At 45.7% G+C, this 14,507-nt stretch carries 13 protein-coding genes and 1 pseudogene; 7 read left to right on the top strand and 7 right to left on the bottom strand.

Annotation, left to right across the window (positions count from 1 at the left end; all coding sequences use genetic code 11):
* Positions 1-38 precede the first annotated feature (38 nt).
* From METBU_RS0121220 to METBU_RS0121190, 7 genes are all read left to right on the top strand, one after another.
* On the top strand, positions 39-2,756 hold the full coding sequence (locus METBU_RS0121220) for a phospholipase D-like domain-containing anti-phage protein (RefSeq protein WP_017842526.1): 2,718 nt from the start codon (positions 39-41) through the stop codon (positions 2,754-2,756).
* A 121-nt stretch (positions 2,757-2,877) separates the two neighbouring features.
* Positions 2,878-3,768 carry a restriction endonuclease gene (locus tag METBU_RS0121215; RefSeq protein ID WP_017842525.1) on the top strand — a complete coding sequence of 297 codons (891 nt, stop codon included), beginning with the start codon at positions 2,878-2,880 and terminating at the stop codon, positions 3,766-3,768.
* Positions 3,769-4,032: 264 nt separating this feature from the next.
* Positions 4,033-4,815 (top strand): ABC-three component system protein, encoded by a 783-nt coding sequence (locus METBU_RS0121210; protein WP_017842524.1) that lies wholly within the window; start codon positions 4,033-4,035, stop codon positions 4,813-4,815.
* The gene (locus tag METBU_RS29285; protein WP_017842523.1) at positions 4,799-5,020 is read left to right on the top strand and encodes an ABC-three component system middle component 7; all 222 of its coding nucleotides are present in this window, start codon (positions 4,799-4,801) and stop codon (positions 5,018-5,020) included. Before METBU_RS0121210 ends, METBU_RS29285 begins: the two co-directional genes overlap by 17 nt.
* Positions 5,013-6,632 carry a DUF2326 domain-containing protein gene (locus METBU_RS0121200; RefSeq protein ID WP_017842522.1) on the top strand — a complete coding sequence of 540 codons (1,620 nt, stop codon included), beginning with the start codon at positions 5,013-5,015 and terminating at the stop codon, positions 6,630-6,632. The genes METBU_RS29285 and METBU_RS0121200 overlap by 8 nt, the downstream gene beginning before the upstream one ends.
* Before the next feature lie 75 nt (positions 6,633-6,707).
* The gene (locus METBU_RS0121195; protein ID WP_017842521.1) at positions 6,708-7,820 is read left to right on the top strand and encodes a PIN domain-containing protein; all 1,113 of its coding nucleotides are present in this window, start codon (positions 6,708-6,710) and stop codon (positions 7,818-7,820) included.
* A 487-nt stretch (positions 7,821-8,307) separates the two neighbouring features.
* Positions 8,308-8,496 (top strand): hypothetical protein, encoded by a 189-nt coding sequence (locus tag METBU_RS0121190; RefSeq protein ID WP_017842520.1) that lies wholly within the window; start codon positions 8,308-8,310, stop codon positions 8,494-8,496.
* A gap of 5 nt (positions 8,497-8,501) precedes the next feature.
* On the opposite strand, the pseudogene METBU_RS0121185 reads toward METBU_RS0121190, so the two are convergent.
* The 7 genes and pseudogenes from METBU_RS0121185 to METBU_RS0121155 form a co-directional block, all read right to left on the bottom strand.
* Positions 8,502-8,768, bottom strand: a pseudogene (locus tag METBU_RS0121185) (IS66 family transposase); the annotation flags it as partial.
* A gap of 17 nt (positions 8,769-8,785) precedes the next feature.
* Positions 8,786-9,223, bottom strand: coding sequence for a hypothetical protein (locus tag METBU_RS0121180; protein ID WP_017842518.1), 438 nt, complete (start codon positions 9,221-9,223; stop codon positions 8,786-8,788).
* Positions 9,224-9,507: 284 nt separating this feature from the next.
* A complete protein-coding gene (gene radC / locus METBU_RS0121175) occupies positions 9,508-9,981 on the bottom strand; it encodes a RadC family protein (protein WP_017842517.1) in 474 nt (157 codons plus the stop codon).
* A gap of 224 nt (positions 9,982-10,205) precedes the next feature.
* Positions 10,206-11,120, bottom strand: a complete 915-nt coding sequence (locus METBU_RS0121170; RefSeq protein ID WP_017842516.1) for a recombination directionality factor — start codon at positions 11,118-11,120, stop codon at positions 10,206-10,208.
* A 147-nt stretch (positions 11,121-11,267) separates the two neighbouring features.
* The gene (locus METBU_RS0121165; protein WP_017842515.1) at positions 11,268-12,284 is read right to left on the bottom strand and encodes a YqaJ viral recombinase family nuclease; all 1,017 of its coding nucleotides are present in this window, start codon (positions 12,282-12,284) and stop codon (positions 11,268-11,270) included.
* Between the two features lie 212 nt (positions 12,285-12,496).
* Complete coding sequence (locus tag METBU_RS0121160; RefSeq protein ID WP_017842514.1) at positions 12,497-13,465, bottom strand: DUF932 domain-containing protein; 969 nt, start codon at positions 13,463-13,465, stop codon at positions 12,497-12,499.
* Positions 13,466-13,481: 16 nt separating this feature from the next.
* On the bottom strand, positions 13,482-13,841 hold the full coding sequence (locus METBU_RS0121155) for a hypothetical protein (RefSeq protein ID WP_017842513.1): 360 nt from the start codon (positions 13,839-13,841) through the stop codon (positions 13,482-13,484).
* Between the last annotated feature and the right edge of the window lie 666 nt (positions 13,842-14,507).

Raw genomic sequence — 14,507 nt, 5'->3', positions numbered from 1 at the left:
CCCATACGATTGCTTGATAACAGAGCAAGGACGTTGACATGACTTTGAGCCGATTTTCATCAAGAACCCACGCGCTGGATAGCGAGTTTCTAGCCAAAGCCCTGACAGGCGCCAGCAAATATTTCCGCATTGCGGGATATTTTCGTAGTTCTATCTTTGAGTTGATTGGCGAAGAAATTGCCGAGATACCTGAAGTCAAAATCATCTGTAATTCCGAATTGAATTGGGTCGATTTTAAGGTGGCAACCCATCGAGACATTGCCATCAAGGAGCGTTGGAACGATGTGGATGTGGCCTCCGAAGCCTTGTTAAACAAAGATCGCTATCAAATCCTGGATGCGTTGCTCAGAAAGGGCAATGTCGAAATTCGGGTCGTGCCCAAAGAGCGCTTATTTCTGCATGGCAAAGCGGGATCGATTCATTACCCGGATGGTACGCGCAAAGCCTTTATCGGTTCGGTCAATGATTCTAAAAGCGCGTTTGCCAAAAATTATGAATTGGTTTGGCAAGATGAAGATAGCGATAGCGCCGATTGGGTAGAAGAAGAATTTTGGGCGTTATGGCAAGAAGGCATTCCACTTCCCGAAGTGGTCATCGCGGAAGTTCATCGGGTCGCGCACCGGCAAGAAGTAACTATCGATGCGCTAAAACCCGCTGATATACCCGCAGCGGCACTGGCGGAAGCGCCCATTTATCGGGCTGGTGAACAATTACAGCCGTGGCAGCGTTCTTTTGTCACCTTGTTTTTACAACATCGGGAAATCTACGGCAAAGCCCGATTGTTGTTGGCCGATGAGGTCGGTGTCGGCAAGACGCTTTCCATGGCCGCCAGCGCATTAGTTAGTGCGTTAATGGATGATGGACCGGTGCTGATTTTGTCACCGTCAACCCTGACGATGCAATGGCAAATAGAAATGCAAGATAAGTTGGGGATTCCAAGCGCCGTTTGGTCATCGCAAAAAAAGGTTTGGCTTGGCAATGAAGGCCAAATGTTGTCTCCGCCCGGAGAAGCCTCATCAATCAAAAAATGCCCTAATAAAATCGGCATACTCTCGACGGGTTTGATCATGCATCAGTGTGACAATGGTGAGTTCGTCAAGGAAGCCGGTTTGCTGTTGAAAAACCGCTATGGCTGCGTGATTTTGGATGAGGCGCATAAAGCTAGAGTCAAAGGTGGTTTGGGCGAGAACGCGAACCAACCGAATAATCTGCTGCGTTTTATGCGCGAAATGGGGCATCGAACCCGGCATCTGATCTTGGGCACCGCAACACCGATACAGACCCATGTGGACGAACTGTGGGAATTACTGAAAATTCTGAATAGTGGTGCTGAATTCGTTTTAGGCGATTCCTTGTCATTGTGGCACAACACCGAAATGGCGACTGCTTTGGTGACTGGAAAAAGTCGGCCAATTGATGAAAGAGAGGCTTGGGCGTTATTGCGCAACCCTTTGCCGCCGTCAGGTGAAAACCCTACCGTTCAGAACATCCGGGATAATTTAGGGATGGCGAATGATGATTTTCATTGTTCACATAACTTTGACAACCTGGATTATTTTGTACAGAGCATGTGGTTGTCGGAATGTCTGGATGCTTCATTTTTCAATGCCTGCAATCCGGTATTAAGGCACACCGTTTTAAGAAAACGAAAACAGCTTGAAGATATGGGGTTGATGGAAAAAGTGAGTGTTAGTGCTCATCCATTACCCGGCAAAAGCAGTTTATATCAATCCCGGTTTATTGAGCTGGGCATCCCGACCAATCATCCGTTCCAAGTCGCCTACGAGAGTGCGGAAAAGTTCAGCAAGCTGTTAAATGCGCGAACCAAAGCAGGTGGGTTCATGAAATCGTTGATGCTGCAACGTATTTGTTCAAGTTTTGAGTCCGGTAAGAAGACGGCACAAAGAATGTTGCAACATACGGTTGCCAACGAAGACGAGGATAACGCTGAAACCGTTGAGACCTTGCTATCCAACATGTCACCCAATGAAGTGGACTGCTTACGGGAAATCGAAAGCCAATTGTCCAGGCCCGAAGCGGTGGATTCCAAGTTGCAAACGGTCAAATGGTTTTTAACCGAGTTTAGAACCGATGGTAAAACGTGGCTTGAGCATGGATGTATCATCTTTAGTCAGTATTACGACACGGCTGAATGGATGGCCAGGGAATTGGCGAAATCGTTAAACAATGAAATTGTGGCAGTCTATGCTGGACAAGGGAAAAGCGGATTAATCTTAAATAACCAATTTAACGCGGTTGAACGGGAAACCATCAAGACAGCCGTGAGAAACCGGGAAATTAGATTAGTCGTCGCAACGGATGCAGCCTGTGAGGGATTAAATCTGCAAGCACTCGGTACGTTAATCAATGTCGATTTACCTTGGAATCCGTCGAAGCTAGAACAACGGCTTGGCCGAATCAAGCGCTTTGGACAAGCCAGAAAAGGCGTTGATATGCTGAATTTGGTTTATAGCGAAACCCAGGATGAAAAGGTCTATAAAGTGCTGTCCGAGCGACTGAAAGATACTTACGATATTTTTGGCAGCTTACCCGATACGATTGAAGATGATTGGATAGCCAGCGAGGAAGAATTAAAAAAGCGTATGGAGCAATACATCCATGAGCGGGATGACGCCAAAAATGCGTTTGAATTAAAGTACAGCGCGACCGTTGATCCCAATGCCAATCTTTGGGAGCGTTGCGAGAAAGTTTTATCACGTAGGGATATTGTTAGTTTGCTGAGCAAGGGTTGGTAACCGTTTTAGACTTCAAAACAGTTAAATGAATTTTAATAAAACCAAATCCCCACAAAGCAACCGGAAGGACCTATGACTATACAGGCGGTTTGACATGGCTATCCCTGATTACCAATCCCTTATGCTCCCAGTTCTTAAAATTTCCGCCAACGGCGAAATCCGGATCGGGCAGGCTGTTGATGAATTGGCCAATAAACTGGATCTAACCCAAGACGAACGAACTGAGCTTTTGCCGTCAGGAAAACAGACGCTTTTCAGCAATCGTGTCCATTGGGCCAAGACCTATTTGAACAAAGCTGGACTTGTTGAAATTACCCGTCGCGGCCATTTCAAGATCACGCCGCGCGGCCGCGAGGCATTACAATCAAACCCGCCACAGATTGATAATCAATTCTTGTCCCAATATGAGGAATTCAATCAATTCAGGGAAAAAACCAATTCAACGGAAACCGGTAATTCAGGCGAGAGTGTCAGTTTTGACGACCAAAAACAAACCCCCGATGAGATTATGCGGGAAGCATACCGCAAGATCGAAGCTTCACTTGCTCAAGACTTATTGGACCGAATTCGTAAAGCCCCGCCGGATTTCTTCGAACGACTGATCGTTACTCTGTTGTTAAGTATGGGCTATGGTGGCACCGAGGCCGAAGCCGGAAAAGCGCTTGGCCAGAGCGGTGATAATGGTGTAGATGGCGTCATCGACCAAGATGCACTCGGTCTCGACCGTGTTTATATTCAAGCCAAGCGCTATGCCGAAGGCAACTCGGTTGGAGCAGGTGCAATTCGAGATTTCTTCGGCAGTCTGGACCGGCATAAGGCTACAAAGGGACTTTTTGTGACGACCTCGACGTTTTCACTGTCCGCCAAGGAAACAGCGGAATTCCTGAGCAAAAGAATTGTGCTAATCGACAACCTTCAACTTGCAAAACTGATGATCCGGTATAACGTCGGTTGCAGGATTGAAGATACGATTCACATCCGGAAAGTGGACGAAGAATTTTTCGACGTTTGATCTATTTTTAAACTTCACTTCACTTGCTGGCAAGATTGATGAAGCTTGAGCGTCTTAAACCGTCCCAAGAGAGACAGTCGTTTGAGCTTTAGAATGACCGCCAAGGGATAATAAGCTAAACCTGCGTTTGTAGAAGTAGGCTGGGTTAAATGATAACGAAACCCAGCTAGAAATCATTAAAGCGGGGTATCGCTGCCACTCCACCCAGCCTACGGCCCTAAAATATGGCAGCAGTGAGTTTAAATAAAGTCAAAGGTCTTTAATATGGCAGCAAAAAAGAGAGATGGATACAGTGACAACGAGCATAGCATTCTTTACGGGGAAACTGGCGGATGCTGTCCTCTCTGCACACTGCCAATTCTTTTTAAAAAACAGGGTTCAACAAAACCAAATAAGGGCTATGAAGTTGCCCACATCTATCCATTGAATCCTACGCCGTCTCAAGCTACTGCTCTTATCGGGTATCCGACTCCTATTGATATAAATGCTCTTGAGAACGTTATTGCATTATGTCCAACATGCCATACCAAATATGACAAAGATTTCAAGCTTGATGAGCTTATAAAACTTAGGAAAATTAAGGATGGATATTTGAGTGAAGCGAGGGCAAAGCAAACGGCATCGCAGCATACAATTCAAGAGGAAGTCTACGAAATATTAGATGCAATTGCCTCGTTTGATTTTGATGAAACGTCACTTAGCTCAACTAATTTCGATGTTTCAACAGTCGACAAAAAACTAAGGACAGGTATGAGCCCACTGCAAAAAAGTGAAATCAAGATGTATGCAATTAGTTTCTATGTGCGAATACGGGATCATATCCGTATCCTAGAACAGCAAGACCAAGCATCAGTAAGAATTCTTCAGAATCAAATCAACTCATACTATCTTGCTATGAATAAGCAAAATCCAGAAAACAAAGATTTTGTATTCAATTATGTTGCTCAATGGATCAGCTCAAAATCCAACAAACCCATTTTGGCCGCAAAGGTATTGACTTCTTTTTTTGTCCAGAATTGTGAGGTTTTTGATGCTGGTACCGAGTAAATTTACAAGGCTTGAAGAATCTACTATTTTCAAGATGAAGTGCATTCTGGCAGATAAAAATGAAGTCGAAACAGTTCTTGATGTATATATTAGAACCAAGGATTCTTTCTACGATGTTTCCGAATTTATTCATGCTCTTGATGTTTTGTATGTTCTGGGTTTACTGAATATAAATAATAAGACTGGCTTAGTTGAGTATGCTTAAAGAAATTCACTGCCCTTTTTTTAATCATTCCAGCATTACCTTTCACCAAGGACTCAACATCATATTAGGTGATGATGATGCAAAGAATTCAATTGGAAAGTCTACGGCTTTGATGGTTATAGACTTCATATACGGAGGAAGTAGCTTCCTTAAAGATGAAGCTGGAGCTATTAATGCACTTGGTCATCACCACTATAATTTTTCCTTCGAGTTTTCAGGAAAATCGTATTACTTCTCGCGCTCGACCGATCCCTCAGATTTGGTTTACGTCTGTAACGAAAGCTATGTCAGGCATGATGAAGTATCTGTTGAGGATTATTGCAGAACACTTAAAGAACTTTATGGATTAGCAAAACTTGAAAGTTCTTTTCGCTCTATTGTTAGCCCTTTCGCTCGAATATGGAAGAAAGGATGTTTGGAACCTGACCAACCATTCATATCCGCCCTTAAAGAGCCTTCTGGAACTGCAATTAGCCGATTGATTGATCTCTTTGAGCGTAGAGGGGAAATTGCAGCTGAGAAGAAGGTAATTGATAAGTATAGAGAGCGTAAGAAGTTAATATCTGGCTCAATGACTGAGAATATTATCCCAAATATAAATAAAACCAAGTACAAAGCCAACAAAAATATTATTGCAGAAAACGCTGTACAAATTGAGCAACTCAAACAGGGTTTTAGTGGAACACTTAATGCTTATGAGGCTCTGTTTGATAAAAACTTACAAAGTTTGAATCAGCGAAAGAACGAGCTTATAAAGTTTAGAAGCGAGCTTCAGAGCAAAGTAAAAAGATTGCAAAGGGAACTTTCCGGTATAACGCCACGAGTTGCAGAAAACATTAAACTTGTAACTGAGTTCTTTCCCTCCGTAAACGTAGATAGACTAGAGCAAGTAGAGGCCTTTCATCAGAATATTGGGCGTATCGTTAAGAAGGAACTCAAGGACGAACTTGCAACAGCTCAATTGAAAGAATCTACTCTTACGAACGAGATTATGTCCTTAGAGCAACAAATCCAAACAGCATTAAAATCAAAAGGAATGCCCGATGACTTGTTTAAGCGAGTATTTGAATTGAAGGAGATCACCGATAAGGCAAGTGAAGAAAATAAATTTTTTGAGAAAAAGGCACAGATTGAGGAAGCTATAAAAATTTCAGGTAGTCGACTGGATGATATTTTTTCTCAAATATTTCTTGATATTGAAGGGAGACTTAATTTGAAGCTAAAGGGATTTAACAAGGTTGTTTACGGCCCGACTAGAAACAGCTCAGAGTTAAGAATTAAAAGCTCAAGTTCTTATAGCTTCACTTCCCCAGGTGATACAGGAACAGGAAAGTCCTATGCTGGATTGATTGGCTTTGATAGGGCTATGCTATCTTTAACCCGCTTACCTTTCGTTATTCATGACTCGGTGGTCTACAAGAACATTGAAATAGCCGCTATACAAAAAATACTCAGAATTATGGCCTCCACAAAGTCAAAGCAAATTTTCTTATCTTTTGATGAGGCAAAGAAATTTGGCCTTCAAACAGAAGGGTTAATCAAGAAATTTACGGTCTTGAAGCTGAGTCACAACGATCTTCTTTACAATAGAGACTGGCGTGATAAGAATTAGCGCGCGTGCTGTTTGGTCGGTGTTTACAAATGAGGCCCAGCCAAGGGTAAGGTTAAGCACTTTGGAGATATTGTTTTGATTCATGTAGTGTTGGATACCAATATATACAGAAGTAATCCGAGCAGGAATAATCTAAATTTCCAAGCTATTGAAAAATTAGCAAACGCTGGGTGGCTCAAACTGCATATACCATATGTGGTTGAGCGCGAGTTCCAAACTCAACAACGCGAAATCTACTCAAAAGACTTAGAAAAAGCGCAATCCGGTCTATCTTGTCTATCAAGAAAACAGTTGTCGCCAGAAGTGCTAGAGATAATAAATTTATTAAAAGCTCAACTTGAAGCTGAATCGGAAAATATTCTATTAGACGCCGAGAAACAGCTTGCGGACTGGGCTGAAAGCATAGATGCAAACCGATATCCTTTATGCTTAGATCAGGCCCATACTGCTCTTGAAGCATATTTTCATGGTTTCCCTCCATTCAAGGCACCCAAAATTCGTGACGACATACCAGACAGCTTTGTCGTACAAGCCATTAACAAATTATGTCTTGAAAATGGTGACATACATTTAGTTGCTGGTGACAAGAAAGTAAGAGACGCCTTCTCTGAAAGAAAATCTGTTACCGTATATAAAGATTTATCGGATTTCATTGAATCAGAAATAATTCAAAATGAACTTAAAGACATTGATTTACTTGGCAATATAGAAGAAATTAAACTCGCTCTCCAAGCCTATGAAGATGAATGCAGTGATATTTCCACAAGAATATCCAGTGATGTGGGCGAAGCAATAGTAGGCAGGAAGATTAGTGACCCTTCTATACCAGATGATAATAATGAAGCAACCATTTATGGGTACGATAGTGCAGATGAGATAGAGTTTGATTTTACTGAGTTGGCATATTATGGAAATGGTCAGTTTGGATTTCCATTTAGTTTGAAAACAATGGTCAGTGCTATTTATTACATATATAAGGCTGATTACTATTGTATGGATGATGGGCCTTCGGTAACGGATCATAATGATCACTACTTTGAAGCGGAGGATGAGTTTGAAGTTATTGTAACCGGAGCGGTATCAATCACTATTGATCGGGACAAAATAAATATGGATGAATTTTCTGAATGTATTGATCAAGAATCAATAGCTATTGATGAAGTTCAGAGCATTGACCTAAGTAAATAGCCTCGATGGAATCGAAGATTCGAAGGCCGATACCCTCGATTTCGCCAACGCTGCATCAAGGCTATGGAAAGCCTACCTTAGTCGTGCAATCATAAACGCTATCAGGCCCCTGATGACTGTCAGGTATTGGGCGAGCAAAATGATATTATTATTGAGTAACTAGACCATATTACTGCCACAGAACACTCATTGGCCACTGACTGAAAACTGGCTCATTGTCGTCAATGATTTGGTTTGCTTCAAAAATCCAGATAATACTGAAGCCGCTTTTGAAAATCACAGCGTTGCCGGAACATTGCGCTGACAAAGCTGTGCCTCGAACTTCTTTTAGGTATCAGTATAGAAAAGGCACAGAAGATTGCTGAAATCGCAATGCATGGCTAACAAATCGCTAGTTCGGACGTAAACTACGCTGCCCTTCGTTTGCGCCGCGCAGCTCTAACGATATTTTTTTATGACATTCATCCCAATACCAGTAGGAAATTTTATGAAACACGAACCAGTTGCTCTTCCTAACCTGGGTAGAATGATGGTGTTCGTTGATGGCGAAAATTTAGTCTTACGTTTTCAAGCTATGGTAGCGGAAGGACGGATGCCTATAGACGATATTGCGTATGAAAAAGATATCTACGTTTGGTCTAATGGTAGTGTTTGGCCGGGCCTAAATCAGGTGTAACGTAACTATTCAGACCCCCAGGCCACTGGAGGCAATTTTGGAATCGGCCGCCCGGTCCGCTGATGATCAATGATTACAGCCAAATAAAGCCAAGGGGATTGTTGTCTTTTACGGCAGGTTTCGATCACGCTGATTAAAATGGCGAATACCCGCGAGCCTTGCTCGGTGCGAGTGCCATACACCCAATGCCGCAATAACCGCTCGGCTGCGTTGTTAATTAACGGCACATGACAGAACGAGGTAACCCGAAAGATGACATCCCAATCGTTGAGCCTTTTAAACGGCCGGCTTACGGTGCAACAGGCCGAACCGTGTACCATTCGTTTCCGGTCGGCGCGTCGTGGTGAAAGTTTTGGATGCGAAGTCGGCCATCTTCCAAAAAAATTTTGAACGTGCATTCGGTGTTTGGTAAGAGCTCGTGCAATAATTCGCGGCCGTTTTCTGCCTTGAAATACTTACCTCCATTTTGCCTTCGCCAGCCGAAGTTTTCGACCTCGGCATGCCAATGACCATCGGGATTGGTCGATGTCATGGTTTCCGTCAGACAATCGGTCAAGGCCTCCCATTCGAATGTGAATAGGTCGCTGTCCGCACAAGCTTCGGTAAAGCCTTCGTCTTGATCGCTTGCTTCACCGCTTTCGACCAGGAACTGGGCTTGCTGTAACGCGATATCGCAGGTATCCCAAACTAAAATAGGAACATTGCTGGTTTGATCATGGTTTTTCATACGGTTTCTCTGATTCAAAACCGGAGAAACAACGATCCCGCCGGGGATCCATTTCCCCGGTCGGGTTGACAATAGGATCTTGATGAGATGTGTTTGCTTGCATCAAGATCGGTTGCATAAAGTATCTTCCGGCCTTCACCGAAGCCGGATTTTGACAACGTTTATAATAAGCCCCCCGTGTTGATTCGCGGCGGAATCATATACATTAAAAGAGGAAAATACTTATTAGAGTATTTTCCCCGATGGGTTGAAAATAAAACGCCAAAGTCAGTGATCGTGATCCATCACAATAAACCATTCTCTGCGAAGGAATAGACGGTTTCGCCGATAATGAAGTGATCAAGGACTCGAATATCGACCAAAGCCAACGCGGCTTTGAGTTTGTCGGTTATTGCCTTATCCGCCTGACTGGGTTCGCCGATGCCGGACGGGTGATTGTGCGCCAAGATCAGCGCCGCCGCGTTATATTTCAGTGCGGCTTTGACGACTTCGCGCGGATACACGCTGGCGCTGTCGATCGTGCCTCTGAATAACTCATCGCAGGCGATGACTTTGTGTTGATTATCCAAAAACACGCACGCAAAAACTTCGTATTCGAACGGCGCCAGTTTCAATTTGATACAGTCCCTCGCTTTTTCCGGACTGGTCAAGGGCTCGCCTTTGCTGAAACATCGGTTGTATATCTGGATGGCCTCGAAGATCACATCTTCTTCATTTGCCACTCGGTAACGATTATTGGTTCCTCGAATGAATAACATGGGCTTTCTCCCGTGATAATGAAAACCGGAGCAATGCCCTCCCCTTACGGGAAAGGATTTCCCCGGAAGGATTGTTAAAAAATAACGGAAACGTCTACAGCGTTTCCCTCCAGTGTCGTCCGCCGTCACAGCAACGGTCCATCGCCTCGAAAAGGTTGATACTGGCTAGGCCAATGCGACTAAGAAGCGGTTTGTTTTAGCGCGTTGCATTTCCCTTTCGTCACTCATGCCGGCTTAGCATCAGCCGGCGCTTGCCACGACAATTGCCGCGCTTTCGCGTCCAGTTTTGTAGCTAGAGAGGTCGGTGGCGTTGGCTGAGCATCGCTGGCTTCTTTCTGCTGTTCCGGAAAAAATTCCTCCACGACCGCCGAGCCATCATCCTCATTGTCTTCAAACGCACCATTACCGAACCCTAATCGCGCGACCTGATCCAGCGCCGTTTGATCGAATCCTGCCGATTGGCGTTGTTCTTCGATCCGCTTAGCGTCGTTAATGGCCTCTTCAATGCTTTGATCGCCGCGTAAGGTGATATCCACATAAAAGATTGCCGAGCCATGGCTTTGTCGGGTGGTTTTGCCACGCAGTTTCAATTCCAATGGCATGCACGACAGCCGATTGCCGGAAATGGCTTTGAAGTATTGCAAGCGTGCGGTCAAGGTACGGATACTGTTGAAACCGGTAGTACGAAAGATGAAGCTGCCTAAGGGATCGTCATCGCCAATCAGCACATTCAGACGACCGTAAGGCTTACAAGCCCCCGCTTGAGCCAAGCCGCAACCTTCCGGGGCCGGGCACGGCAGACTGGCAATACCCGCATCCGTTTTGCGCCGGCAGGTTTCACCGTTACCGACGCACATTGGACGACCGGTTTTTCGATCGAACAAACTGTATTCGGCCCGAAAGTTTAAATCCGGCTCGTTGAACAGCAACCGAATCGGTATACTGCGGATTTTGCCTCCTTGCTCGGTACGCAAAGTGTTGTCGAAGGGATGTAATATCCAACCGTCTCGGCACTGTAATTGACTGGTTATCGTGAATTGATCTTCTTTCATCGGTAAGCGCTTGCCGTCCTTTTCGACGATCTTACCGATGGAAATTCGCCCAAGGACGGGCGGGGTTATCGCTAAACCTTTTAACATAATGATCTCCTGTGGGTTTTTGACTCTACATTGCATGCATAGCGCCTTGAGTGGGGAGGTATCCCCGCTCAAGGCTTTTGTGTTGTATGTTGATTTGGTTATTGGAAATACATAACGGGGGCACAACTTGACCGTTTGTCGCTCTCGTTAATCCGCTGTCCGAACAATGAAACGCCGGCTGCCGGTTTTGGTGGTGGCATACTGTTGTAATAGCGCAGGCTGATCTTGTAGCAACCGTTTGTGATCCAACACTTGACTATCTTTTGCTTTCTTCCAACTGACCGTGCCGGATTCAAAGTGAGCCAAACTGGCGGCACCCATAGCTTGCTGTAGGGCTTGCTTAAAGCGGGCTTCTTGTTTTTCGAGAGTTTCCAGGCTTTGCCGCACCTGCACCAAATCGGCAAAAGTAGCGGATAAGCTGACGTCCTCGCGAAAATCTATGCTCCGGCCGCTATCGTGCGGATACAAACACCGCAAAGCCAGCTCCGCAGAGTCCGAACCGTCCGCCGGCGGCGGCGTGTCGGTTTCTACGTAACGCCAGAATGCTTTTTCTAACTCGATTAACCGACCGATCAAGACGGCATCGCGTTCGATACGATGAATCTCTAATTGTTGACCACCGATCAATACCGCTACGTCCGCTGTGTGTTTGCCGGTCACGGCCAATTGATGCTGTACCTGCAGTTGTACGTATTCCGGCACACCGTCCCGCCATAATTTGGCACCTTGGACTCCGGCGGTTTTACACTCCAGAATCTGTACATCATCCGTACCGACCACTTCCCGGTCGATATTAGCCAACATCCAGCTCAATTCGGGATGAGGATGTTGTAATACCGCATTGACTCGGCGGACTTTATGCCCGGTGCGACGACTGTAATGTGCTGCGACAATCGGCTCCAGTAAATGCCCCCAATAGGTCGGGCTAGTTTCGTCGTTGGGATCGATCTTGGGCAGATTACCGTCCCGACCGGTTTTGTTGAGCCACAATTCCAGAGATGACTGATAAGGATTTAAACCCACCGCAGCAGCGGCATCGGAACTACCGATGCCGCGTTTACGGATATCCAACCAATCAGCGTGAGGTAAATTCCGGGTATTGATTAAACGTAAGGCCGATGGTGCTTTACGCGTGGGTTTAGGTTTAACAAGCGAGAGTGTCATAAGACCTCCTTCTGAAGGGTCATCAGATTGTATTGATATCGCGGGAGCATATATAACCGAACTGCCCTGACTCGTAGCCACACACAAAAACGCCCGACCGGAGAACCGATCAGGCGTTTTGTGAGTGGGTGACAAGTAGGGTGTCGGCTTAATGATGCCGTATTAAGTGACAGAGGATTGCGTGACGCAAACCCAGTAGGGAAACAACCTGGCTAAGCCGCCAATTGCACAGCGGCATCCAGCGCTTTTTTCTTGAGGTTGGCACCTTGACCGAACCAGGCCGAATCCATCCGGTGGTCGGTACTGCGCGCCCGCTTTTCATGATCGACATACTCGGTCACGGCATTGAGCAAGCCCCAAGCCGTGCCTTTCGCCGATTCCAAATCGGCGCCATGACCTTGGCCTTCGTACAAGCTTTGCACCTTTTTTAGCGCTCGCTCGTTATTCAAAACGACTGGTTCGCCATTGGCGGCGGGGACGTCGCACAATACCCGAAGGAAGTAGTTGGTCGCTTCGTGTGATTTCACTTTGCGTTCTGACAAAGTACGCATCTGATACATAAAAGTATCCCATTGCGAAACCGCTATACCCAATTGCTGCTTGACCGCTTGGGCATCGAACTTGGTGCTGTGCGGCACTTTGATCGCTTGGCTGGCACCGTTGACCGCAATACTCAGCGTGTTGTTGCAGACGACTCGGATCGTGGTCGGCGTAGCGGTCGTGGCCAACGTCCCATCACAGGAGGTGGCGAGCAGTAAATAGCCATAGACCAGATCGCTGCCTTTCAACGCCGTCGCCTGTCCGGTTTTAGCCAACGCCCAAAACTTTTTGCCGCCTTTCAAGACTCCTGCGGTTTCCAGCTGATAACCTGCGACTTCGGTTAGATCCCGGTAAAACTCCAATACCTCCTGCGGTTGCACCACTTGGTAACGCTTGGACACCACCGACAAAGCTTTTTTGTTATCTGAGCGGTACAATACTTTTTGCTCTTCAAATCGATGAAGCCCGCCCATATATTCGGGGATATCGGTCATAAATTGCACCGGCGTTTCTTTGATTTGCCAATCCATGCCGGCTTGTTTCGCCCAAACCTCTAAGGGTTGTTTAGGCGCTAACAGATTACCTAAGCCGTGCCAGGGTTGCGCCCCGACATAGGCCATTTGTTCAACTAAATGTGCCATCGTAATACCTCCGAATTTAGTCTAATGGTTGATCGGTGTGAATATCGCCGAACTGCAGTCCGCAGTCCTGACACACGTAGTTGTGTAACACTTTCTGATCGATGACTTGACCTAGCTTTGCACCGGTCAGGCCGGCGGTTGCCCCCCATATCAAAGCGCCCATTAATGCGCCACCGGCGGTACCAATAGCCGAACCGACCGGTCCACCAACCAAGCCGACAGCACTCCCAATCTCTGCGCCCACTATTGTTGCAGATCTTGAGGCCGCCCACCCGCTCATGGCGCCACCGACAGTACCCACTAATCCACCAATGCGCTTGGCACGGTCTAACGTAATCACCTGCTCGGATCGGCAGATAGGACATTGCATACTCATCACGAATACTCCTAAACAAAAATGCCGGAGAGCAATCCAAGTTAACGGCACTCAACAGCGCACCAAGAAAACCAAGACTACAATCCGGCAGAAAAAGACAAACGCTCGACACGATGCGCCGAGCGTTAAAGAATTATTGCAGAGCAAGCTTTCTTATTTGCTGTTTAGACAAGGTGCCTAGTGCAGATAAGTAAACTCATGATAAGTATATGTGATTGAAATTTTTTAAGAACGGGATAATGAAATAGAAAACATTTATTTTATTAACGTTTTACCAATGATGTAACTATTCAGTCCCCCAGCAATTATAGTTCCCACACTCTGCGTGGGAACTATAGGAGGATGTGAATAATTACGACCGAACGGCAGATTCCAAAATTTCCTCCAGTGGTTCTGGAGGTCTGAATAGTTACAATGATAGTTATCGATATATTCTCTATTTTAACTTTTTTCCTGATTAGCAAGTTTCTTCAGCTAAAGCCCAAAAAAAACCAGCATATCCCTAGCAGGACGGGGTTTTCAACCCCGTCCTAAACGTTTTGATTTTGGCCGAAGTCAGCCGAAATGTTTAGGGCAAACCGAAACGTTGGGGACGGGTTAAATAACCCGTCCCGCAGAAGTGGCTACGACTGGCCACTGCTCGGACAATTGGCTTCAGCAAGCTGA

It is taken from the genome of Methylotuvimicrobium buryatense 5G, from assembly GCF_000341735.1.
Classification (GTDB): Bacteria; Pseudomonadota; Gammaproteobacteria; order Methylococcales; family Methylomonadaceae; genus Methylotuvimicrobium; species Methylotuvimicrobium buryatense.
The sequence above is the reverse complement of the archived record's forward strand: the minus strand, read 5'-3'. Positions and strand labels throughout refer to the sequence as shown.

What these genes read in the sequence shown, in the direction of transcription:
- METBU_RS0121220 (WP_017842526.1), top strand. Translation starts at nt 39, where the DNA reads ATGACTTTGAGCCGATTTTCATCAAGAACCCACGCGCTGGATAGCGAG.
- METBU_RS0121215 (WP_017842525.1), top strand. Translation starts at nt 2,878, where the DNA reads ATGCTCCCAGTTCTTAAAATTTCCGCCAACGGCGAAATCCGGATCGGG.
- METBU_RS0121210 (WP_017842524.1), top strand. Translation starts at nt 4,033, where the DNA reads ATGGCAGCAAAAAAGAGAGATGGATACAGTGACAACGAGCATAGCATT.
- METBU_RS29285 (WP_017842523.1), top strand. Translation starts at nt 4,799, where the DNA reads ATGCTGGTACCGAGTAAATTTACAAGGCTTGAAGAATCTACTATTTTC.
- METBU_RS0121200 (WP_017842522.1), top strand. Translation starts at nt 5,013, where the DNA reads ATGCTTAAAGAAATTCACTGCCCTTTTTTTAATCATTCCAGCATTACC.
- METBU_RS0121190 (WP_017842520.1), top strand. Translation starts at nt 8,308, where the DNA reads ATGAAACACGAACCAGTTGCTCTTCCTAACCTGGGTAGAATGATGGTG.
- METBU_RS0121180 (WP_017842518.1), bottom strand. Translation starts at nt 9,223, where the DNA reads ATGAAAAACCATGATCAAACCAGCAATGTTCCTATTTTAGTTTGGGAT.
- radC (WP_017842517.1), bottom strand. Translation starts at nt 9,981, where the DNA reads ATGTTATTCATTCGAGGAACCAATAATCGTTACCGAGTGGCAAATGAA.
- METBU_RS0121170 (WP_017842516.1), bottom strand. Translation starts at nt 11,120, where the DNA reads ATGTTAAAAGGTTTAGCGATAACCCCGCCCGTCCTTGGGCGAATTTCC.
- METBU_RS0121165 (WP_017842515.1), bottom strand. Translation starts at nt 12,284, where the DNA reads ATGACACTCTCGCTTGTTAAACCTAAACCCACGCGTAAAGCACCATCG.
- METBU_RS0121160 (WP_017842514.1), bottom strand. Translation starts at nt 13,465, where the DNA reads ATGGCACATTTAGTTGAACAAATGGCCTATGTCGGGGCGCAACCCTGG.
- METBU_RS0121155 (WP_017842513.1), bottom strand. Translation starts at nt 13,841, where the DNA reads ATGAGTATGCAATGTCCTATCTGCCGATCCGAGCAGGTGATTACGTTA.